Source organism: Anabaenopsis arnoldii (assembly GCF_028331025.1).
In the GTDB taxonomy this organism is placed as follows: Bacteria; Cyanobacteriota; Cyanobacteriia; order Cyanobacteriales; family Nostocaceae; genus Anabaenopsis; species Anabaenopsis arnoldii.
The window spans coordinates 1-22225 of sequence record NZ_JAQMUH010000081.1 but is presented as its reverse complement, the minus strand read 5'-3'; the positions used below and the strand labels follow the sequence as shown (position 1 = coordinate 22225).

At 42.8% G+C, this 22225-nt stretch carries 13 protein-coding genes; 7 read left to right on the top strand and 6 right to left on the bottom strand.

Annotated elements, in window-relative coordinates:
• The first annotated feature begins 557 nt into the window (after nucleotides 1–557).
• From PN457_RS06510 to PN457_RS06500, 3 genes are all read left to right on the top strand, one after another.
• A complete protein-coding gene (locus PN457_RS06510; RefSeq protein WP_271732132.1) occupies nucleotides 558–2777 on the top strand; it encodes a cation:proton antiporter domain-containing protein in 2220 nt (739 codons plus the stop codon).
• Nucleotides 2778–3128: 351 nt separating this feature from the next.
• On the top strand, nucleotides 3129–4064 hold the full coding sequence (locus PN457_RS06505; RefSeq protein ID WP_271732131.1) for a UDP-glucuronic acid decarboxylase family protein: 936 nt from the start codon (nucleotides 3129–3131) through the stop codon (nucleotides 4062–4064).
• 157 nt (nucleotides 4065–4221) lie between these two features.
• Nucleotides 4222–5601: a UDP-glucose dehydrogenase family protein gene (locus PN457_RS06500; RefSeq protein WP_271732130.1), complete on the top strand. Its 1380-nt coding sequence runs from the start codon at nucleotides 4222–4224 to the stop codon at nucleotides 5599–5601.
• A gap of 79 nt (nucleotides 5602–5680) precedes the next feature.
• On the opposite strand, the gene PN457_RS06495 is transcribed toward PN457_RS06500, so the two are convergent.
• The 6 genes from PN457_RS06495 to PN457_RS06470 form a co-directional block, all read right to left on the bottom strand.
• Complete coding sequence (locus tag PN457_RS06495; RefSeq protein ID WP_271732129.1) at nucleotides 5681–6475, bottom strand: LmeA family phospholipid-binding protein; 795 nt, start codon at nucleotides 6473–6475, stop codon at nucleotides 5681–5683.
• Between the two features lie 444 nt (nucleotides 6476–6919).
• Nucleotides 6920–9418 carry an ATP-dependent DNA helicase RecG gene (recG, locus tag PN457_RS06490; protein WP_271732128.1) on the bottom strand — a complete coding sequence of 833 codons (2499 nt, stop codon included), beginning with the start codon at nucleotides 9416–9418 and terminating at the stop codon, nucleotides 6920–6922.
• A gap of 40 nt (nucleotides 9419–9458) precedes the next feature.
• A complete protein-coding gene (locus tag PN457_RS06485; protein ID WP_271732127.1) occupies nucleotides 9459–10328 on the bottom strand; it encodes a hypothetical protein in 870 nt (289 codons plus the stop codon).
• 149 nt (nucleotides 10329–10477) lie between these two features.
• On the bottom strand, nucleotides 10478–11422 hold the full coding sequence (gene tsf / locus PN457_RS06480; protein WP_271732126.1) for a translation elongation factor Ts: 945 nt from the start codon (nucleotides 11420–11422) through the stop codon (nucleotides 10478–10480).
• 238 nt (nucleotides 11423–11660) lie between these two features.
• Entirely contained in the window at nucleotides 11661–12443 is a 783-nt protein-coding gene (gene rpsB / locus PN457_RS06475; RefSeq protein WP_271732125.1) for a 30S ribosomal protein S2, read from the bottom strand.
• 135 nt (nucleotides 12444–12578) lie between these two features.
• Nucleotides 12579–13559: a glycosyltransferase family 2 protein gene (locus PN457_RS06470; RefSeq protein WP_271732124.1), complete on the bottom strand. Its 981-nt coding sequence runs from the start codon at nucleotides 13557–13559 to the stop codon at nucleotides 12579–12581.
• A gap of 705 nt (nucleotides 13560–14264) precedes the next feature.
• Between PN457_RS06470 and PN457_RS06465 the strand changes: the two genes are divergently transcribed.
• The 4 genes from PN457_RS06465 to PN457_RS06450 all read left to right on the top strand — a co-directional run bounded on the left by PN457_RS06465 (nucleotide 14265) and on the right by PN457_RS06450 (nucleotide 21385).
• Nucleotides 14265–16454 carry a PhoX family protein gene (locus tag PN457_RS06465; RefSeq protein ID WP_271732123.1) on the top strand — a complete coding sequence of 730 codons (2190 nt, stop codon included), beginning with the start codon at nucleotides 14265–14267 and terminating at the stop codon, nucleotides 16452–16454.
• 636 nt (nucleotides 16455–17090) lie between these two features.
• Nucleotides 17091–17516 carry a hypothetical protein gene (locus tag PN457_RS06460; RefSeq protein ID WP_271732122.1) on the top strand — a complete coding sequence of 142 codons (426 nt, stop codon included), beginning with the start codon at nucleotides 17091–17093 and terminating at the stop codon, nucleotides 17514–17516.
• A 210-nt stretch (nucleotides 17517–17726) separates the two neighbouring features.
• The gene (locus PN457_RS06455) at nucleotides 17727–20132 is read left to right on the top strand and encodes a hypothetical protein (RefSeq protein ID WP_271732133.1); all 2406 of its coding nucleotides are present in this window, start codon (nucleotides 17727–17729) and stop codon (nucleotides 20130–20132) included.
• Between the two features lie 56 nt (nucleotides 20133–20188).
• Entirely contained in the window at nucleotides 20189–21385 is a 1197-nt protein-coding gene (locus PN457_RS06450; RefSeq protein WP_271732121.1) for an argininosuccinate synthase, read from the top strand.
• Nucleotides 21386–22225 lie beyond the last annotated feature (840 nt).

Here is a 22225-nt window from a genome sequence, read left to right as displayed (position 1 = left end):
GGGACTTAAGTCGTTACCGACCGAGAATATTATATAGCTTGACTTGTTGCGAAGGTTGCAGCTAATATTCTAAGAAAAGTAGCGATCAAGCTAGGTTTAGACCTAAGCCGAATCAGTAGGGTGTCTTTGATCACCATTGAAAGTTCATTTGTGGACTCTTCAAGAATCCCCCGGCTTCTAGCCGTCGGGAGTATCAAAGATATCATTGGAGTTAACATTACGTGGAAGTCCCCACCCTTAAAGTACTCGTAGGGTGGGGATAGGGAACGGGCAAAATGAGGATTGCATACCTGACTAATATTAACCGCAAGGTTGAATAGGGAATGGTATGTATGAGGAATCGCCAATTAATCCGGTGGGAGCTTCTTTATTAAACACCCACTTCAGTTGTAATATTAAAGTAGGGAAATAACAAATGGTGTCCCAATAGGGACGGACCATAATCTTTTAGTTTTTTGAATTTTTCGCCAGGGTGGATTTTACGTTAATTAATCATTTTGAGTTGATTGCCTGGTAGGTAATCACGAATTCGGCGTAACCCCTTAAAGTCTAAATCCATGGAACTAATATCACAAGTTCTGCTCACCGATAGCTTGCGTGGCGTAGCCATACCAACTACTCAGGTTATCGGCGAGGAAGCAATTGTGACCTTTGCTGTTTTGCTGGTGGTCATCTTAGTTATACCCATCCTCTTTGAGCGATTGAGACTACCAGGATTTATCGGCTTAGTCTTATCTGGGTTAGTACTCGGTCCATCAGGGTGGAATCTCTTGCACACAGAATCAGGGGTTATGAAGCCCTTATCAGACATTGCCTTACTTTACTTGATGTTTGTAGCTGGTTTAGAACTGGAACTGAAGCATTTCCAACGCCAGAAACAACGCTCATTAGGGTTTGGTATCCTTACCTTTAGTTTTCCCCTACTCATGGGAATCTTGGTAGGACAGATTTTTGATTTTCAATGGAACACCTCGATTTTAATCGGCTCCTTATTAGGTTCCTATACCCTTGTGGCATATCCCATGATCACTCGTCTGGGGATGATAAATAATGAAGCTGTCAGTATCACCGTGGGAGCAGCCACTTTTACCAACCTCAGCGCTGTACTGGTATTAGCTGTTTGTATAGCGACCCCTGACCCGGAGTTATTCAGCTGGGCGTCACTAATGCGCTTGTTGATCTGGTTGAGTATTTACACCATCCTCATTGTAGTTGGTTTAAGCATTCTGGGTAAAGAATTTTTCCGCCAATTTAGAGACGACGAGGGTAATCAGTTTTTATTTGTGTTACTCAGTGTATTTCTGGCTGCGCTGGGTGCTCAATTGATAGGAGTGGAAACAATTGTCGGAGCCTTTTTAGCAGGTTTGGCGGTGAATGCAGCCTTGGGTGAGGGGCCAGTTAAAGAAAAGGTGATATTTATTGGTAGTGTCTTATTTATTCCCATTTTCTTGATTAATTTTGGCTCAATTATTGATTTAACTGCCTTAATTACCAGTATTACCACCCTGGAATTAACACTTGTGATTGTAGTCAGTTTAATCAGCAGCAAATTCATAGCAGCTTTATTCACAAAACTGCTTTACGGCTACAACTGGGGGGAAATATTGACTATGTGGTCATTGTCAATACCTCAGATGGGGATAACTTTAGCAGCCACTTTAGTGGGATATCGGGCTGGGTTGCTCTCAGAAGCAGTATTAAACAGTGTCCTTGTTTTAATGATCGTTACCTCGATCTTAGGTCCATGGATAACCAGTCAGACAACTGTAGCCTTAGTCTCTACCCCCGTTCCTACATCAACCGCAACTCTATCTAAAGAGAAAACAGAAGCAAAACACAGTTGTATGACCATAGTTGTACCTGTGTGTAATCCTCATACTCAGCAGTATTTAATTGAAATGGCAGGATTATTAGCAAATCAAGCTCAAGGTAAAATTGTACCATTGGCCATTGCTACTGCTACCGGTAATATGGATGCACCGCATTTAGAAACTGCTCTGCGCCGCAGTGAGCGGTTATTAGCAAAAGCTAGAGCACAAAGTCGACTCTTGGGAGTAAAAGCAGAACCATTACTGAGAATTGATGATGCTTTTGCTTCGGGTATTAGTAGAGCAGCTCGGGAACAAAAAGCTAATTTAATCATCATGGGTTGGGGTAACCGCACTGGGTTGAGAGCGCGTTTATTTGGCAATGTAATTGATAATGTCCTGTGGTCATGTCATTGTCCGGTAGTAGTGACCCGTCTGGTGGACTCGCCAAAGAAAATTCAACGCATCTTAGTACCCTTAGAAGATTTAACAGCATCATCATTGCCACCTGTACAATTTGCCCAGATGTTGGCTGAGGCTAATCAGAACGCCATAGTTACCGTACTGAATGTATGCACTCGTCCAGCTTTTAATTGCAGTCTGTTATGGCGGACTCATAACCGCAGCAGTATGGCTAACGCCACGCTATCGCTATCAGAGAAAATCGCCAACCGGCGATTGCACCTAGCCTCATTAATATCTCAACTAGCTGTACCTATTCCCCCAGAAATTCAAATTATCGTTCATGAAAATGCTGCCCAAGCGATTTTACAGGCAGCACGATTATATGATTTAGTAGTATTACCTTTTATACGAAATCGTACAAGTCCCGGAGGGTTAGCTATTAGTGATGTCACCAGCCAGTTAGCTGGAGAACTTACCTGCTCTATTGTCATGCTGGGAACACCACAACAGAGTCAAGGGGGAGTGTTACAGTCCCAGATTTCCCGGTCGACCTCTGTCCTATAGAAAAACGGTGTCTCTATATTTTTCCGGTAAATCAGTTGATATGAGCAGATGTTTTGATTGTGTCCTCAACCGTTGATTGAAGGCGGCAAGAGAGTGATATTTGATCATTGAAGATTTGATGAATTATCAGACCAATCAGACCATCTGATGGGGCTGTTTGCTATCTTTATACTATGAATTATTCAGCAGTAAAGTTTAAAATTGACAAAATTCAGTTTATACTGCTCTTGTATAAAAATGTTTCTTTCAAGTTACATTTGTTGGTTCGATATTTATTTGCGCACGGAAACCGGATGATTTCATCCTCAGTTCCAGGGTAACTACAAATATTTGTAAACTTTCTGTAAAACTATGAGAATTTTGGTTACGGGCGGCGCTGGATTTATTGGTTCTCATCTGATTGACAGATTAATGTCAGCAGGCCATGAGGTTATTTGTTTGGATAACTTTTATACAGGTCGTAAAATTAATATCCTCAAATGGATGAATAATCCATATTTTGAGGTGATTCGTCATGATATCACAGAGCCAATTCGCTTAGAAGTCGATCAAATATATCATCTAGCCTGTCCAGCTTCTCCAGTACATTACCAGTACAACCCGGTAAAAACTGTAAAAACTAATGTGATGGGGACATTAAATATGTTGGGACTAGCTAAACGTGTTAAGGCCAGATTCTTTTTAGCCTCAACCAGCGAAGTGTATGGTGACCCCGAAGTTCATCCCCAAACAGAAGAGTATTGGGGTAATGTTAATCCCATCGGCATTCGTTCATGTTACGACGAAGGCAAACGCATTGCTGAAACTTTAACATTTGATTACTACAGACAAAATAAAGTCGATATTCGCGTGGTGCGGATTTTCAATACTTATGGTCCGAGAATGTTAGAAAACGATGGTCGAGTAGTCAGTAATTTTATTGTTCAAGCCTTACGGGGTATTCCTTTAACTGTGTATGGTGATGGTTCCCAAACTCGGAGTTTCTGCTATGTTTCCGACTTGGTGGAGGGATTTATCCGCTTAATGAATAGTGACTATGTTGGTCCGGTGAATTTGGGTAACCCCGGGGAATACACGATTCTAGAATTGGCGCAAACTATACAAAATATGGTCAACCCAGATGTGGAAATTCACTACGAGCCTTTACCATCTGATGATCCGCGTCGTCGCCAACCTGATATTACTAAAGCGAAAACCTTGTTAGATTGGTCACCTACTGTCCCGCTGCAAGAGGGGTTAAAGCTGACAGTGGCAGATTTCTGCGAGCGGATAAAATACGGTACTTAAATATCAGCTTTTTGCGGTATTTACTGTTGTGCTTAATTAGCCTGTAGGCTAAATATGTTCCTATTCGTTATTTTGCATTATCGGTGCTTCCGACATTAATGTAATATTTTAACGATTTTTTTCAAGGCTAACCCCAAAAAACGAGGAGTTAAACTCAATGCGTGTTTGCGTAATTGGTACTGGTTACGTTGGTTTGGTGACGGGCGCTTGCTTGGCCCGTATCGGCCATGATGTAATTTGTGTCGATAATAATGAAGAAAAAGTTAAGTTAATGAAATCGGGACAGTCCCCCATTTTTGAACCGGGACTCTCGGAAATTATGCAGTCTGCTATTCGAGAGGAGAAAATTCACTTTACTACAGATATTGCCGCCGGAGTAGCCCATGGTGAGATTCTGTTTATTGCTGTGGGAACACCACCCTTACCTACTGGTGAAAGTGATACCCGTTATGTGGAAGCTGTCGCTCATAGCATTGGCGCGAATCTCAACGGTGGTTATAAGGTAATTGTCAATAAGTCTACAGTACCCATTGGTTCTGGTGACTGGGTGCGGATGATTGTTTTAGATGGTATTGCAGAACGTCAAAAAACACTTATACCCAACCGTGGGTTGGCTGTCCAGGAGAAATTACCTGAGTTTGATGTTGTCAGCAATCCAGAGTTCTTACGTGAAGGTTCGGCAGTATATGATACTTTTAATCCCGATCGCATTGTCTTGGGGGGTAATAGTCAAAGAGCGATCGCTTTAATGCAAGAATTATATATTCCCATTGTCGAACGTCAGTACGCTGCGGATAAATATTTACCTCCTGTGCCGGTGCTGACCACAGACCTGAGTTCGGCAGAAATGATCAAATACGCTGCTAACGCCTTTTTAGCTACCAAAATCAGTTTTATTAACGAAGTGGCTAATATCTGCGATCGCGTCGGTGCTGATGTTACCCAAGTAGCAAAAGGCATAGGTCTAGACTCCCGGATTGGTCACAAGTTTTTAAACGCTGGTATTGGTTGGGGTGGTTCCTGCTTCCCCAAAGATGTGGCCGCACTGATTCACACTGCTGATGATTATGGCTACGAAGCCCAAATTATGAAAGCTGCTGTTAGTGTAAATGAACGCCAACGCTTAATCGCTTTAGAAAAACTCCAACAAGCCTTAAAAATCCTCAAAGGTAAAACTGTGGGACTTTTGGGTTTGACCTTCAAGCCAGATACAGATGATATGCGCGACGCTCCAGCACTCAACCTCATTGAGCACCTCAACCGACTGGGCGCAAAAGTCAAAGCCTATGACCCCATTGTTTCCCAAACAGGTATACGTGATGGTTTAACCGGTGTACTAGTAGAAACCGACGCCGAAAGGTTAGCTGATGGCTGCGACGCTTTAGTATTGGTGACTGAATGGCAACAGTTCAGTAGTCTAGATTATGCTAAAATGGCGCAATTAATGAACCATGCGGTAATTATAGATGGTCGTAACTTCCTTGACCCTGACACTATGGTGAGGGCTGGTTTCCAATATATAGGCGTGGGAAGATAGAGATCCCGGACTTCTGTATGGATACTCAAGGGTTGGGAATTTATGAAAGAAGTCCGGGAGCTAATTAACGGTGGTGTAACTAAGGATTACGAGGTATACGTTCTATTTCTGCATATCCACTAAAGATTAACTTTTTACCTTCAGTTTCTAAACGATTCAGCCGCATTTTTACACCATCAAGGTCAAAGCGATCTAAGTCAACCATATTATCTAAAATTTCTGCGAATGCTATCCCCAATACTTGGGACACTTCTCGTTGTGCTACAGGTACTGTATCCAGTTCAATTTTAGGGTCTTTAAAAGAAATCCGTCGCCGTCTTTCCACCGCGACAGCCATGGTCATACATAGGGGTATGAGTTCCCCATTATTTAAATCTGCCTTAGCCATCATTCGCAGACGATTTTCTGCCAACAGTTCTACTTGAATATTAGTGAATGTTACCGGTTCACCGCCAGATATTGCCGTCAAGGAGGGTATGGTAAGGTTCACCAGATGCTGTGTTACTAGTTTGGCATTGAAGGCTTGGTTAATGCCAGCTTCTGATAATACTACGTGAGCGATCGCTTGAGTAGGCTGCTTGAGCTTGAGCTTACCACTCATAACCGCGCCGAAGTCAATGGCAACAGCATCCGTTTCAAAGGACATTTCCTCTACCAAGAAATCTTTGCGAATCACTAAGCCGCGACCGCTCATTTTAAAGCTGTCAATACTACCTTGCAAGAGTTTGCTGGAGGGATAGCAGCGTACAAAGACTTCTACTGACTCGCTTTGGGTAAACAAGTGGCGAATCGTTTGGCTAGCGACTGTGTTAAGCATTCGCTCTCCCCAATCTGTACCTTGAGAATCTTTTAAACCAGTAAGTCCGCCGAACATGAAGTTTTGGGTCTCTAGAAGTTCTTTATACTTTTGTAACAAATTGTGAACAATACAGCAAGCGATCCCCCATTGTTTCTACCTTTAGTTAGGTAATCTTGTTAGGGGTGAAAGAAGAACCCCACACCCTCACCTCATCCCCTCAAGAGAGGAGGGAGAATCATAGAAGTTTTGTGAAGATTTTCAACTGTAAAGGTGTTTTTGATGATAGCTTAAACCTTGTGTTTATAAACACTCAAACTATACTGTTAGTAATTAAACTATAGCATTTACCATGCTCGTGAGGTACATTTTTTTTAGTTTGAGGGAACAGGGAACAGGGAACAGGGAATAGGGAATAGGGAATTGGTGTGTACTTCATGAGCCTGAAAAAGGCTTTATCAAGTGGGATGAAAACCCTAACATTTCCCCCCAATGATAGTGATAGCGTGGTTAGTCGCTAAATTAAGTTAAAATCGCCCCACCCATTAACCGCTCATAGCGATACTTCAACTCAGCTTTCATCAGATCCCAACGCTCCAGATTGACATCTATTTCTATCACCTTCTCCGCAGCTTGTCTAGCTAACAGTAAAACCTCCTCATCTTCCACCAAGCTGGCTAAAGTAAAATCTGCTACACCAGATTGACGAGTTCCCAGCACTTCCCCCGGTCCGCGTAACCGCATATCCATCTCCGCGATAAAAAAGCCATCTTGGGACTGTTCCAACACCTTTAACCGTTGTTGAGCATCAGGACTGCGAGAACTACTCATTAACAAACAAAAAGACTTCGCCGCCCCCCGACCCACACGCCCCCGTAATTGGTGCAGTTGTGACAAGCCAAATCTCTCGGCATTTTCTATGAGCATAACGGTTGCATTAGGGACATCGACACCCACTTCTACAACGGTGGTAGAAACTAAAATCTGGGTTTGGCGATCGCGGAATTTAGTAATTGCTGCCTCCTTTTGTGCCGCACTCATGCGACCATGCAACAATCCCACCTGAAACTCTGGGAAAACAGTTTCCTGTAACTTTTGATGCTCCTCCACCGCCGAACGCAAATCTAACTTTTCCGACTCTTCCACAAGTGGTAAAACTATATACACCTGTCTTCCTTGGGCAACTTCCCTGCGGATTAAATCATAAGCTTGGCGGCGTTGTTGACCCGTTAATACAGTAGTCTGAATTTTTTGCCGTCCCGGTGGTAACTCATCAATCTGACTAACATTCATATCCCCATGTATAGTTAACGCCAAAGTCCGAGGAATGGGGGTCGCCGTCATAGTTAACACATGGGGTTGCTCACCTTTTTGCTGTAACAGCGCCCTTTGTTTCACCCCAAAACGGTGCTGTTCATCAATTACCACCAGCCCCAGGTGCTGGAAGTTAACAGTATCTTGAATTAAGGCGTGAGTCCCCACCAACAGAGGTAATTCACCGGTTCCTAGCTGCGAGTGAATTTCCCTGCGTTTAGGAATTTTAGTGGAACCTGTGAGTAATTCTACTGGTAAATGCAACAAGTTAAACCAGCTAACTAACTTACGATAATGCTGTTCTGCTAAAACCTCCGTAGGAGCCATTAACGCAGCTTGATAGCCAGACTGAATCGCCGCCAAGATAGCAATTACCGCTACCACAGTTTTACCCGAACCCACATCCCCCTGTACTAAACGATTCATGGGTGTGGATTGTTGTAAATCCTTGAGAATATCATTAATTACCCGTTGCTGCGCCCCTGTGAGTTGAAAAGGCAGAATTTCCGAGAACTTCTCAATTAGCTGACCTTTAGGGGCGATAATAGCACTAGTTTGGATAGCCTTAGCTTGCTGCTGACGTTGTAGTAAGCCCAGTTGCAGGTAGAAAAATTCATCAAAAACTAGACGACGACGGGCAACTTGTAAACTGGCACTCTCATCAGGAAAATGGATATTAGCGATCGCATCCTTCAACTCCATTAAACCATACTTTTCCCGTAACCCCTTAGGTAAAGGGTCTTTCAGATTAACCACAGCAGGCAAAGCAGCCCTAACCGCCTGTCTGACAGTATTGGCCACCACACCCTCAGTGAGAGGATAAATGGGCACTACCCGACCAATAGTAAGAGAATCAATGGTATCCCCAGGATGTGCTAATACTTCCAGTTCTGGGTTATCCAGAGTCAAACCATATTTACTTTCCTTCACCAACCCGCAAGCCGCCAAAATACTACCCACAGGGTAGCGGCGTTTTAAACCTTCTTGCCAACCGCGACTAGCAAAACGCGCACCAGCAGCAAAGCGACTAATTTTAATTTCGCCTGTCTGATCCTTGAGGACTAATTCTAAAATGGATAATTTCTTATTTTTGGGGCTAGTAAAACAGTTACAACGCTTGACGCTGGCAATTATGGTGACTGTTTCACCCCCTTGTAAGTCTCGGATATTCACCTGACGACCATAGTCAATGTGGTCACGGGGATAGTAGTAAAGTAAATCACGCACAGTGTACAAATTCAGGGCTGCCAATTTTTCAGCATTGCGGATGCCTATTTCTGGTAAATCACTGAGTTTTTGGTCAATCTTAGGCGCTAACCGCCGAGACACCTCTGCTACAATTGGGGTTTTAGGTTGAGGATTTTGGCTTTGGTATTTCTGCTGTGGCTGTGTGGTAGTTTCCTTTGGTTCTTGCTGTAGTTGGTAGAGATACCGGCGAGTTTCAGCCACTAAGTGCTGTCTTTCCTCTAAGTCCAGATGGGGATAATTAGCAAACCTCGCCGCTAGTTCTTCCCAACGGCTACGTTCTGATCGCCATAGCGTGGTAGTTTGTTGCGTAGAGGGCGAAACTGTGGGGAATTTCCCAAAAGTCAAGCACAGAAATTCACTGAAGCGGTATTGTTTGCCCATCAAGTCTGTAAAGCCCTGGTCTGCTTCTATTGCCAAGGCTTTCTGCAATCTTACCCAATCTGGTTGGTCATTGGTCATTGGTCACTGGTCATGGGGAATGGGGTAAATGGGAATATCTCTACTCAAACCAACTCGCGCGCCATGCAGACTCAGCTTGAGCAACTGAGCGCTCCCGTTGCTTTTTTTGATAATCTCGTCCTACGCTCTGAAGTTGAACTAGAATAGGGCGAATTTGTTTACGATCAGATGAAAGTTTTGTATCAGCAAATTCCATTTCTGCCAATCGGAGATTAATCGCCATAACCTGTGTGAGTTTTGAGTTTTGCGGACTTTGTTCATTTTCAATTTCCACCACCAAGTTTAACAGGTTGGGTAGCCCTGGTATAACCTGAACAGATGCTTCTGATAGCGATAGCGTGGCATTTGGTTCCATAACCGCCGCTGCTGCTTCTAAAAGAGGTTCAGGTATTTTTTCGGTTATAATAGAAAATTTTTGTAATAAAAGATTTGTCTCACGGGAGATATTTTTCAGTACACCTTGGATGAATTCTTCTATGCTCTCTTGCCATTCTAATATTTCCATGGGGTTGGATAAGTCAGGCGGGGAATTTTTTTTAGTTACATTGCTCATAGGTAAGTCTGATGACTCAGATAACATCTCCCTGACTTCCTCATCTACTTGATCTACTTGATCAGAGCTTATCCCTTGAGCTTGGAGATAAGAACTTAATAACTCTGCACCTTGGGTACCCAAATTGCGGATACCTTGCTGCAACTTTTGGCGCTGATTCAGGGATAAATTGAGAAACTTTTCGGGATACCCTTGAGTACATAGATAGTAACTTGCCAAAATCAACTGCTTGGTGCAAGCTGTCCCCAAACTATGACAATAACTAGCATAAGCATTTTGGAGCGACCTGGCGATCGCCCGGATAGCCTCTTGTAAAGCTGTAATATCCCGTTCAATTAGCTCAATTGCTCTGGTCATATCTTCCTTACTTATCTGTGTACCGTAGGTCAATCCGCTAACTTCGCCAACCCACCACTACCCCAAAAAAACACAGGCCAGTTAATTATCACTGACCTGTTATTACACAACCAAAGAGTTATCAAAATAACTCATAACCACCGGTAAAATTACTTAGCACCCATTTGTGCAGCAACTTCTTCGGCAAAATTACTTTCTTGCTTCTCAATACCTTCACCCAGGATGTAGCGCACAAAGCGACTCACCTTAATAGGTTCCCCTACTTTGCCTTTAACTTGTTTTACCAAGTCTTCCACAGAAATACCCTGGTCGCGAATGAAAGGCTGATCCAACAAAGTCATTTCTTTCAGGCGTTTCTCAATGCGACCTTGAACAATTTTCTCTTTGATGTTATCCGGCTTATTAGCCAAATCATCCCGCCCCATTTCAATCGCCTTTTCCTTTTGAGCAATTTCCGCTGGGATTTCCTCGATGCTAACATACTCAACATTGGGACAAGCAGCCACTTGCATAGCAGCATTCTTCGCCAATGTTTGAAACTCTTCATTTTTAGCTGCTGAATCAGTTTCGGCGTTAAGCTCTACTAAAACCCCAACTCGACCACCAGTGTGAATGTAGCTGTCTACGATACCTTCTTTACCTTCTGGGATGGCAAAATTGATAAAGCGACGTACCTGGATATTTTCACCAAGCTGGGCAATGGTTTGCTTGATAAACTGGTCTACCGTGACGCTTTGATCTTCAAGATAGGGCTGAGTCAATAAAGACTCTACACTATCAGCTGTGGCTGCTTGCTGGGCTAGGTTTTTCACGAGAGCTTTAAACGCTTCGTTACGGGCGACGAAATCGGTTTGGCAGTTAACTTCTATGAGTACACCAACCTCACCACCGGGTTGAATGTAGGTCTCTACTAGACCTTCTGCCGCAATGCGATCGCTTTTTTTCCCTGCCGAAGCAATGCCTTTTTGTCGCAGCCATTCTATAGATTTTTCTATGTCGCCTTCATTTTCCTTGAGGGCTTTTTTGCAGTCCATCATGCCTGCACCAGTTTTTTGGCGTAGCTCTTGGACAAGTTTTGCCGATATTTCCGCCATGTTGCCTTAATTCCTAACTTTACCTTGAGTTGTTATCGCTCACGGGTGTTGAGTATTTCTATCTTACTCAGGGCTGGGGAAGAAAAAGCTGTGAAATCTGATAGAGATGGTGAAATCAGAACCCCACCCCCGTCACCCCCTCCCCTCAAGAGAGGAGGGGGAATCATAATATACTTATTCTCATACTTGTTTCTTCCCCTTTGAACACTCAGCAACGCCAGATGCTGATTGATGATGATTATTCCTCGTCGTCAGAGGTGGAGTCAGCATCTTCGTACTCCTCGTACTCCTCGTCATACTCAGAAGCATCATAATCTTCGTATTCGTCAGTTTCTAGCTGACCGTGACGACCTTCATAAATTGCATCCGCCAATTTGCCAACTATCAGTTTAATTGATCTGATGGCATCATCGTTAGCTGGTATGGGAATATCTACTACGTCTGGGTCGCAGTTTGTATCTAACATAGACACAATAGGCAGTCCCAGTTTTTGGCATTCTTGAACTGCATTATATTCCCGCCGTTGGTCTACAATCACCACCACATCGGGTACTTTCCGCATGTTCTTAATCCCACCCAGGTATTTCTGAAGCTTCACCATCTCGCGACGTAACATAGAAGCTTCTTTTTTGGGTAGTAAATCTAGAGCGCCGTTTTCTTCCCGGCGTTCCAAATCTTTGAGACGGTCTGCTCTGGTTTTGATGGTCGCCCAATTGGTCAGCATTCCACCCAACCAACGCTGATTAATGTAGAAAGAGCCACAACGTGCCGCTTCTTGGGCAACGATTCCGGCTGCTTGGCGTTTTGTCCCCACAAACAGGAATTTCTTACCTTGTTCAGACTGCGATCGCATATAGCTATAAGCATCTTCCATCAACTGGGCAGTTTGCACCAAGTCAATGATGTGTACGCCATTGCGAGAAGTATAAATGTAGGGAGACATTTTTGGGTTCCAACGCCGGGTTTGATGCCCAAAATGTACCCCTGACTCCATCATTTGAGCCAATGAAACTACTGGCATATTTTTTTACTCCTATTCGGGTTAAACCTCCACCCAGTAGTATTTCCCCGGTGAGGAAACACCCGAATTACTGGATGTGCGAGTTTAGACAACCCTCCGAGCATATCACAATAAATGTACTATTTCAACTCAATTTTACTGGTTTCTGACTTGGGCGTAAGCAGCATAAACTCCCTTGACGTTGTACCAATTAAGGAAAATTCGGGCAACTTCCAAGGCTAACTGGGGTTTACCTAAGTTAATTAGCCACCGCAACAAAGGCGCCATAGTCCGCTCATTCAGTAAGCCATTCAGGGAGAGAACACCCCACAGTAAACGATGTAACCAGGTCATTTGAATCATCATTCGCACTTCCCAACAGGGATGCTTTTGATAAAATAAAACTCCCATGCGTCCGCGTTGAATTTCTTGGTCAATCAAACGGGGAATTTGTTCTAAGTTAAATGGTGGATGCCAATGATAGCCCACTGCTGCTGGACATTTAATTAGTTTTAGCCCCAGTTTTTTTAGTCTCACACCTAATTCTAAGTCTTCCCAACCATACAGTTGGAAGCTATTATCGAACATTCCCGCCTTCTCTAGCCAATGCTTGGGGATGGCTACGTTACCTGTAGCAAAAAAAGCCGCAGAAAAATCTGTGATTTTATAGGGTTCAGCCGTGGGTTCATGGAAATTGCAAGTATTAATTACTGCACCATATGTAAAAAAGCGATCTGCTTCCTGTAGCCTTTCCCGATCGCTTCCTAGTTTTTTGCGCCCCTGCACCAGCGCCTCCCCATGGGCTTGCAGAAAATTATTCACCACCACCAAATCACTATCAATAAAAACTATTATATCTCCCCGTGCTTGGGAAATCCCCAAATTTCGAGCCGCCGCCGGTCCGGCGTGGTCTTGCTCAAACCATCGCACATGGGGAAATTCTTCCTTATGTGCTTTCAACCAGTCCAATGTGCCATCAGTAGAGCCATCATCTACTAAAACAACTTCGTATGCACTTGATCCACTCAACTCTTGCACCTCCAAAGCGCGGAGGCACTTTTCTAGAATTGGTCGGCGATTATAGGTCGGTATAACAACACTGAAAAACACAGTCTCACCCACAACAGAATTACCCATCTCCAGGATAAGACAACAATAGACTAGATATTCTAGATACAAGGACAATATACCAGCTGCCCCCTGGCTTTCATCAAAAATAGAGCAGTCATTTTTTATTACTGGTGTTTATAGGGGTGTTGAGTTGGAGTCACACAGTTTTGCCTAGTTACTCCAAATCATAAATTAAATAATAAATCAAGTATAGTTTTAGCGATTTATAGAAGAATTTTACTAATATTTATTTAGAGTATTTTTCTATGCACAGAAATTATTGTTAATCAAGATATATCTGAGTAAATGTTTATTATTCAAAATTAAATGAGAATTGTTTTCAATAAGCTAGAAAAAAGTCTCAATTAAGATAAATGTCAACCAAGGTTAAATACCTAAATTATAAGCCTGTAGCTGAAATTTAGCTGCTGTAATAGCAGTGATTTAATTGATAAATAAAACATAATTATTCTCAAATAAAGCTACTGAATAAACTTAAATTAATCAGGTTATAACCATATTTTAATCTTTATTACATAAATTGAGGACAAAATATTGGTGCTTATGTTCAGTCAGAAAAATATCTGATTTTCCAATTTCCTCACCTATGGGTAATTGGTTATCACAAGAGTAAAAACCACTCAATGGATATTGCAATTATCCTCTTCAAGTCTTGTTTGAGTGTGCCAACTAAATTGCTTTGGTTATAAAGATTAAACGGAGTCACTATAAATGAAAAGTCATCTTCATCCGAAGAACAACATAACCATCAACCCATCCGGTAATGAGTCAATTCTCGACGTAATTGGACGGGTGAGCATGAAGCGCCGGCGCTTTGTGGTAACAGCAGCCAGTACATCTATATTGGCAGTTCTAGGTGATACCACTGTCAGCGGCTTGCTGCAAACAGCAACTGCTTCCACATCCACAGTACCTGCTGGGCTTGGCTTTGCTGGTATAGGCTTCCAAAGTATTGAACCAAATCTCCGCAACGCAGAAACTGGACTGTTAGAGAAAGATTTAGTTAGTGTTCCCCCGGGTTACACAGCGCGGATTTTATCGGCTTGGGGAGACCCCATCATGCCTGGTGCCCCTGACTGGCTACCCGATGCTTCTCAGGATGCAGCAGCCCAAGAAAAACAAGTGGGGGAGAACCATGACGGGATGCACTTCTTCCCTCTACCAGGAAAAAGCTATTACAACCGGACATCGGGGTTAGATGTCCCTGTAGAAGGTCGAGCTTACAATCGTAGGGGAATACTGTGTGTTAACCATGAGTATACTCAAGAACACTTCTTGCATACTGACGGTAATACTGTAATGACCATTGAGAAAGCCAGAAAATCTCAGGCTGCTCATGGTGTATCCATCCAAGAGGTATCTAAGGATAGATTTGGGGGTGGTTGGAGTGTTGATCGCAATTCCCGCTATGGTCGCCGCATTACTGTCAATACGGAAATGCGTGTTTCGGGTCCGGCGGCTGGCGATGCGTTGATGAGGTCTAAGAAATTCTCTATTCAACCCAATGGATCAATTGAAATTGGGGTGAATGACGGTTTCACTGCCTATGGTACCCTCAATAACTGTGCCCATGGTATAACACCCTGGGGTACTTACCTCACCTGTGAAGAGAACTTCCAAGGTTATTTCGCTAACAGCACATTTGTAGCTGGGCAAGATGACGATATAGTTAATATTCCAGGTCTGGAGGGTAAAAAGGCTGATATCGTTAATGGACAAAGACGTTATGGTATCCCTGCAGCCTCTAACTACTATCGCTGGGCTGAGGTTGATCCCCGCTTTGACGCTTTTAACAATCCCCTAGAACCCCATTTATTCGGCTGGGTAGTGGAAATTGACCCCTACGAACCCAACAGCAAGCCAGTTAAGCGTACTTCCATGGGTCGCATCAGACACGAGAGCGCTCAATATGTTGTTGATGACAACAACCGTCTAGCTTTCTATATGGGTGACGATAACGTCAACGAATATATCTATAAGTTCGTTTGTTCTCGTACCTACGATCCTAAAGTGCGTGCCAATAACCGTGATATCCTTGACCACGGTACTCTCTACGTTGCCAAGTTCAATGACAATGGTACCGGTGAATGGCTACCTCTAGTTTGGGGTCAACGGGGACTGACACCAGAAAATGGATTTAATAACCAAGCAGAAGTGCTGATTAAAACCAGACAGGCTGCGGACAGAGTTGGCGCTACCATGATGGACCGCCCAGAGTGGGTTGCTGTGCGTCCTCGCATTCGTGGGTTCAATGAAGTTGAAGTTTACTGCACATTAACCAATAACTCTCGTCGCGGTACAACACCCGCATCGGTGAATAGTGCAGATGGCACAACCCCCGGAGGTTCTGCTCGTCCTCCTGTGGATGCGGCTAACCCCAGAGAGAACAACCGTTACGGTCACATTATCCGTTGGCGGGAGACTGGGCGCAGCGTTGCAGCTACTACGTTTGAGTGGGATATTTATGTCTTAGCTGGTGATAGCCAGAGAACTGAGCCAAATCTGCAAGGTAATATTAACGGTGACGACTTTAGCTCACCCGATGGCCTGTGGTTTGACTACTATGGTCGTCTGTGGATTCAAACTGACCACTCCGGTGATGGTACTGGTAATTTAGTCAACATTGGTAGTAACACCATGTTATGTGCTAACCCTAATGATCCTAGACAGATCAAGCTTTTCCTTACCAGCCCCACCGAGTGTGAAGTCACCGGTGTGACTACTACACCGGATCATAGAACCATGTTTATCAATATTCAGCATCCAGGCGATGGTGGTACTACTGAGGAACCCAACAAGGTTAGCAACTGGCCACATAGTCAAGGTCATGGCCCATCCGGTCGCCCCCGTTCTGCTACCGTGGTAATTACCAAGAATGACGGCGGTATTATTGGTACTTAAATCCTAGACAGGTGACAAGCGTCAAGATTATTTTCCTATCCTCGACTTAATAATAGTCGGGGATATTTTTTGCTGGGTTATGGGTTGGATATCTGACCTAGGGTATCACCTCCAGGAGAATTGTCAAATTACAGATATAAGTTTGCAGATTAAGTTTTATCTATTATTAATTTATAATTAACGCCAACACGAAAGTCCCTACCTTGGTGCAAAGCAAGGTAGGGATGAATAGTGGGAAATTACGAAAACCTCTCAAATGTATCTGAACGTAGTTCAGAGAGTGAGGTATTCATAAGATATCGATTATAAGATATCCATTGACATAACATTTAGAGGTGATCTTAACTTTAATTAATCCTTAACTAAAGATTAGTATCTCTCACAACCAGCCTAGCTTCAACTTTATTGATAATTACTTAACCAGGAAAAACTTAACTTAAAGTTAACCTTAAGGACGCTAAAGTATAACCTCTTTTTTAATCAGATACTAAATAGTATTGATGGTAGTTATACACATGTTGTAAGCTTTCTCTGTGGTACTAAAAGTAACTAATAGTGAGTAAATTAGCAACCTACAGAGGTTAATGTGTATACATCGCAACTAGATCAAAGTTGAAATAAGAGGAGTACAAGTTGATGAAATTCCACAAACAAGTAGCGATCGCCTTAGTTGCAGTTTCCGCCAGTGTATTGGGTTTTGGTTCTGTAGCCTCTGCTGGTGAAGGCGCTGCTGCTGGGGCTGTAGCAGCTACACTTAATGAAAATGGTTTAGTAGTTGAAATGACTGCGGCTGGCGCTATTGGTAAAAACGATGCGGCTGCTTTAGCCACATCCAACTCTGGTGTGATTTCCGCAACTGCTTTAGGTAGTGCTGGCGTGATTGAAATCATCAGCGATAGTGGGAATTATTCCTTCAGTGAAGAAGGTGGTCAGTCTGAGAGCGAAGTTTACAACAATGTTACTATGACAGGTGGGGTTGATTCTGCTTTAGAAACCGCCCAAGCTAACAGCATTGCTACCTTCACAGAACTCCCCATTGGAACCATAGAAACTGGATTTTAAGTAATCTGGGATGGTAGCGCTTTTATTTAAAAAAAATTGTTAGGGTGTCAAGAATTTAAAATTATCAATAGGGGCAGTTAAATTGATACCGTCATCCAATTCTTTTAGCCCTAACTTTTTTTAAGTTAGAAAAAAAATACAAACCATAAATCCCTATGATAATCTTTTAACCAGACTTGATAATTATTTCAGGACTGGTAATAAGTGTCTATGCTGATTCTGCACTACCAAAAATTAAACTTAACAATTGGTCTTCTCTTGAGTTCAGCAGTGATATTCCTTGCTCAAACAGCAGTTGCTGAGATATCTAAAAATACAAGCAATAGCCAATTAGAACTTTTTGCCACTTCCGAGGTAGAAAAGAAAATATTCAATAATCTGGAGGAAATACCAGCATCTGGTCTTATCCACCAGCTAAAGGTGACAAATTTAGCAGAAACTAGTTCTCAGTTTACCTTTTGTCCGTTCATTCATCCTGGTCTAGCAGAATTTACCGCAGTCAGGAACTTACTAACAAGTAATTCTATAATTCATTCTTGTACACCTACTAAGACCACAGAATCTCACACCCTAGAATTAGTTTCACAACCTAAAGTTGATGAATTAGAAATTAAACAAAAATTAGCAATAGAAAAACCACATCCAGGGGATAATCAAGAATATATCATTGCTCCGAGGATTGCTGATGAGCGAAAAATCCATCGCCGCACAACTACCTTACCTATCAATGGTCTATTGATTGACCACTTAACCGAGAGACGATTAAATTTAGGTTACAACTTTAATAATAGCCCCAATAATATTTTTAATATTAACGGAATTGTCAAGCTGAACGGAACAGTTAAGGAAAACTTAACAACAAATAATATCTTGACTGTAGACCAAATAGGAGAATATTTACAACTGCAAACCACCAGACAAACTAGAGAAGTTACTGTTAGCTTCAAACAACCACAAACTGTGTTGGGTACAAACCTGCAATTGAGTATGACAGGTTCATGTATCTTTCCGGGGACTAACCCCGATCAAATATGTACATATATTCCGGCTTTACAATCTGGGAATATTAACTCTGATAATCTACTACCATTTAGGATTTCCCAAACTGCAACACTGGGGGATGTAGTAGCAAGAACAACAGCAGAAGAAATCAGGAAACCGGAATTTCAACCAGGGTTAGAAAATGGTCAACAAATTGGTATAGATTTGTTAATACCCAACACCGGCGCATTCATTGGTAATAGTAATGGCGACCAAATGTCAGTCATTAGAAAAGAAGAAGTTGAAAATACTCCGGTTGCCAGTTATTCTATAATTAGGCAAATTGTGAGGATGAATGACCGGGAAGCTGTCATGGGTCGAACTGTACGCGGCTTTAGCTTCATTTTAAATGATGATAATACTTTGTTGAATACAGCTTTGCAATTGGGATATAGTGTATTACCTGATATTGTACCCAACATAGCTAGTTCAGAAACCAGATTTAACTCAAGTGGGAAAAACAATTTAGCTTCACCAGGGGATAATCATCACAAACCTTCTGGGAGGAGGACTGTTAACAGAAATTTGTTTTTAGCTGCTAATAACGTGAGAATTCCTGCTAATAGTTTAACTGCTTATCATGGCGGAATTGCTAGAGCCGAGAGTATTCCCCCAGGATTGACAAGTTTGTCACAAGTACCTGCTGCTAGTTTTAATAGTATTTGGGTAGGAGCGTCACCAACTATCCAACGTAGTTCTGGTGTTAGTACTCGTTTTGAAGATATTGGTAACCTGAAAATATTATCCTCTCAGGGTTTAGAAGGGGGGTCTGAGTCTAATATAGATTTTAGATCTACTATTAATAATCAAAGTTTTTCACCTCTGAATGTAGCGAATTTTTATGCTCAAGTTTATGTGACTGTTTTTAATCAAGAGGCGAATAGTGTCACATCTAGCAAATATACACAAGAAACAGTATATGTACCACATTTGAGTTTCAGTGGTAATATTACTGGGAGTCAGGATGTTTTGCGATATTATACAGGTGTGATCGGCGCAGAAGAAATTCAAGCTTACAGCGGTCTAGATTATACGAAAAATACTGCGGACAGATGGCGTTTTTCTGGAGCCATAATTGGTTATATTAATCCAGATGTTGATAATTACAGTCAAGTTACAGGTAGTATTGATAAAGTTATCCCCTGGAATCGGAATAGTAATTTAGTCATCTCCACGGGGGTTAATTATGCTTTTGACAGGGAAACTCGATCCAATGACTTTGTAAATTCTATTAACCTGAGAGCTAGGGCTAATTTAGGTAATTTTTGGTTCGGTTTAACTAACTATTTTGGGGATGTTTTACCGGATGCAATTAAAAATACTTTGCTGGCAAGTGCTGGTATTCAATTTAGCCAAAATTTGTCATTATCAGCCTATTATAATCCCGTGAATGAAAATGCCGCTCGTGCTGTTTATGGTGCGGGAGCTAGATGGAGAATCGGTAGCAATCAGAATAGTCCTATATTTAACCTATCCTGGAGTAATAATGAGTACGACTTTGGCACAGATAACAATGGACAGGAATTGAAAATCAACGAGAATGTATTTACTCTGTTTCTCAGAGGTAATTTTTAAACCCTACATACCTTATAATGATGACTCATTCTTTGTTTTTCTAACTGGAGAAACCAATGGGTCGCGCTAAAAAGGTTGTTTTGGCATATTCTGGGGGGGTGGATACCTCTGTTTGTATTCCCTACCTGAAAAATGAGTGGGGTGTGGAGGAGGTGATTACCCTCGCAGCAGATTTGGGTCAGGGAGATGAATTAGAGCCAATCCGAGAAAAAGCGCTCAAATCCGGTGCTAGTCAGTCATTGGTGGCTGATGTGAAAGACAGTTTTGTTAAAGATTATGCCTTTGCGGCCATTCAAGCCAACGCCCTCTATGAAAATCGTTATCCTTTGGGGACTGCTCTGGCTCGCCCGTTAATTGCCAAAATATTAGTAGAAACTGCTCATAAATATGGTGCTGATGCGATCGCTCATGGTTGCACTGGTAAGGGTAATGATCAGGTGCGCTTTGATGTGTCTTGTGCTGCACTTGACCCCAAATTGAAGATCCTTGCACCAGCGAGAGAATGGGGAATGAGTCGCGAGCAAACCATCGCTTATGGTGAGGAATTTGGTATCCCCTCACCGGTGAAGAAGTCCTCCCCCTACAGCATTGATAAAAATTTACTTGGTCGTAGTATCGAAGCTGGCGTACTGGAAGATCCAGCGGTGGAACCACCAGCAGAAATTTATGAAATGACTAAGGCGATCGCTGACACGCCGAATGAACCCGAGTACATTGAAATTGGTTTTACCCGTGGTATTCCCACCAGCCTCAACGGTACACCTAAAAACCCAGTGGAGTTAATTGAACAGCTCAATCAGGTAGTAGGAAATCACGGTATTGGCCGCATAGATATGATTGAAAACCGCCTAGTGGGGATTAAGTCCCGGGAAATCTACGAATCGCCGGCGATGCTGGTGTTAATTCAGGCACACCGGGATTTAGAAAGTCTGACTCTAACAGCAGATGTCAGCCACTACAAGCGAGGTATTGAAGAGACTTACACCCAAATTGTTTATAATGGTCTGTGGTACAGCCCCCTGAAAGGCGCACTAGATGCTTTTATTCAAAAAACACAGGAACGTGTTATGGGAACTGTGCGAGTCAAACTGTTTAAAGGTAGCGCCACCATTGTCGGGCGTTGGAGTGACCATTCACTCTATAGCCCCGATTTAGCGACTTATGGTTCTGAAGACCAGTTTGACCATAAAGCAGCTGAAGGGTTTATTTACGTTTGGGGCTTACCCACTCGCATTTGGGCTTCTCAATCTTAGGGTATGTGGGGACTGTAGTCCCCTTTTTACCTACTCCAATACTGTTCAGTTAAGGGTTATTTGTGTAGTACCGGGTATTTAGCGATCGCCAAAAAAGTTACTTATCAGTGATTGGCATGGGGAGAATTTCCTGTCCCAGATCGGGGTAAAAGTAGCGAGCCTGTCATGAGCCGCAACGCAACGCCTGAAAGTCTTGTTACGTAAAGGTTTCAAAATTAAAATAGCTCTTTTACCCAAAATCCTCAGAAAAAGCTTGTTTTGGGTGTGCCAATTGAAGCTTGAGCCATCTTACCCCATTGTATCCTTCATCTCCCCCAAAATTTTTCGCTCTCCCTTCAGGTTTGAAGCATACATTATGGGCAAACTGTGCGATTCGTTCTCTCGATCGGGAGTATTAATGCTCAAGGATGAGAGGTAAGACTGGGTAAAACCAGACTCTTATAACTGGGTGTTCATGTGGGTGAGAATCCCTCCCCCTAGGTGCAAGGGTGACAGCATCTTCCTTACGGTAGCGACTAGCCATCAATCCGTAAAGCACCGAAGAAAAGGCGTTCTTGCTGGGAGCCTAACCTGGTACACGTCGAGCAAAGTACCCATGAGTAGTCAACAAAGATGTGTCTAAAGCGTCGTAACCATTAACCAGCCAAATCAGGCTGACAGGCTGGAACCAAAAGGTAAAGGATAAGGAAACGGCTAATTGTTTATAGACCGTTATGCACTTCCGATAAACCCGGCGTATAGCATCACTCTAAAGGTACACAGTATGAACACACGGAACGAAGTAACCCCCTTGTTAGCTCTTTTAGAAGGTCGAATCTAAAAAGTAGGTGCTAACCGGAT

Excerpts from the sequence above, each read along its gene's own strand:
- PN457_RS06510 (WP_271732132.1), top strand. The coding sequence starts at position 558 with ATGGAACTAATATCACAAGTTCTGCTCACCGATAGCTTGCGTGGCGTA.
- PN457_RS06505 (WP_271732131.1), top strand. The coding sequence starts at position 3,129 with ATGAGAATTTTGGTTACGGGCGGCGCTGGATTTATTGGTTCTCATCTG.
- PN457_RS06500 (WP_271732130.1), top strand. The coding sequence starts at position 4,222 with ATGCGTGTTTGCGTAATTGGTACTGGTTACGTTGGTTTGGTGACGGGC.
- PN457_RS06495 (WP_271732129.1), bottom strand. The coding sequence starts at position 6,475 with ATGTTCGGCGGACTTACTGGTTTAAAAGATTCTCAAGGTACAGATTGG.
- recG (WP_271732128.1), bottom strand. The coding sequence starts at position 9,418 with ATGACCAATGACCAACCAGATTGGGTAAGATTGCAGAAAGCCTTGGCA.
- PN457_RS06485 (WP_271732127.1), bottom strand. The coding sequence starts at position 10,328 with ATGACCAGAGCAATTGAGCTAATTGAACGGGATATTACAGCTTTACAA.
- tsf (WP_271732126.1), bottom strand. The coding sequence starts at position 11,422 with ATGGCGGAAATATCGGCAAAACTTGTCCAAGAGCTACGCCAAAAAACT.
- rpsB (WP_271732125.1), bottom strand. The coding sequence starts at position 12,443 with ATGCCAGTAGTTTCATTGGCTCAAATGATGGAGTCAGGGGTACATTTT.
- PN457_RS06470 (WP_271732124.1), bottom strand. The coding sequence starts at position 13,559 with ATGGGTAATTCTGTTGTGGGTGAGACTGTGTTTTTCAGTGTTGTTATA.
- PN457_RS06465 (WP_271732123.1), top strand. The coding sequence starts at position 14,265 with ATGAAAAGTCATCTTCATCCGAAGAACAACATAACCATCAACCCATCC.
- PN457_RS06460 (WP_271732122.1), top strand. The coding sequence starts at position 17,091 with ATGAAATTCCACAAACAAGTAGCGATCGCCTTAGTTGCAGTTTCCGCC.
- PN457_RS06455 (WP_271732133.1), top strand. The coding sequence starts at position 17,727 with ATGCTGATTCTGCACTACCAAAAATTAAACTTAACAATTGGTCTTCTC.
- PN457_RS06450 (WP_271732121.1), top strand. The coding sequence starts at position 20,189 with ATGGGTCGCGCTAAAAAGGTTGTTTTGGCATATTCTGGGGGGGTGGAT.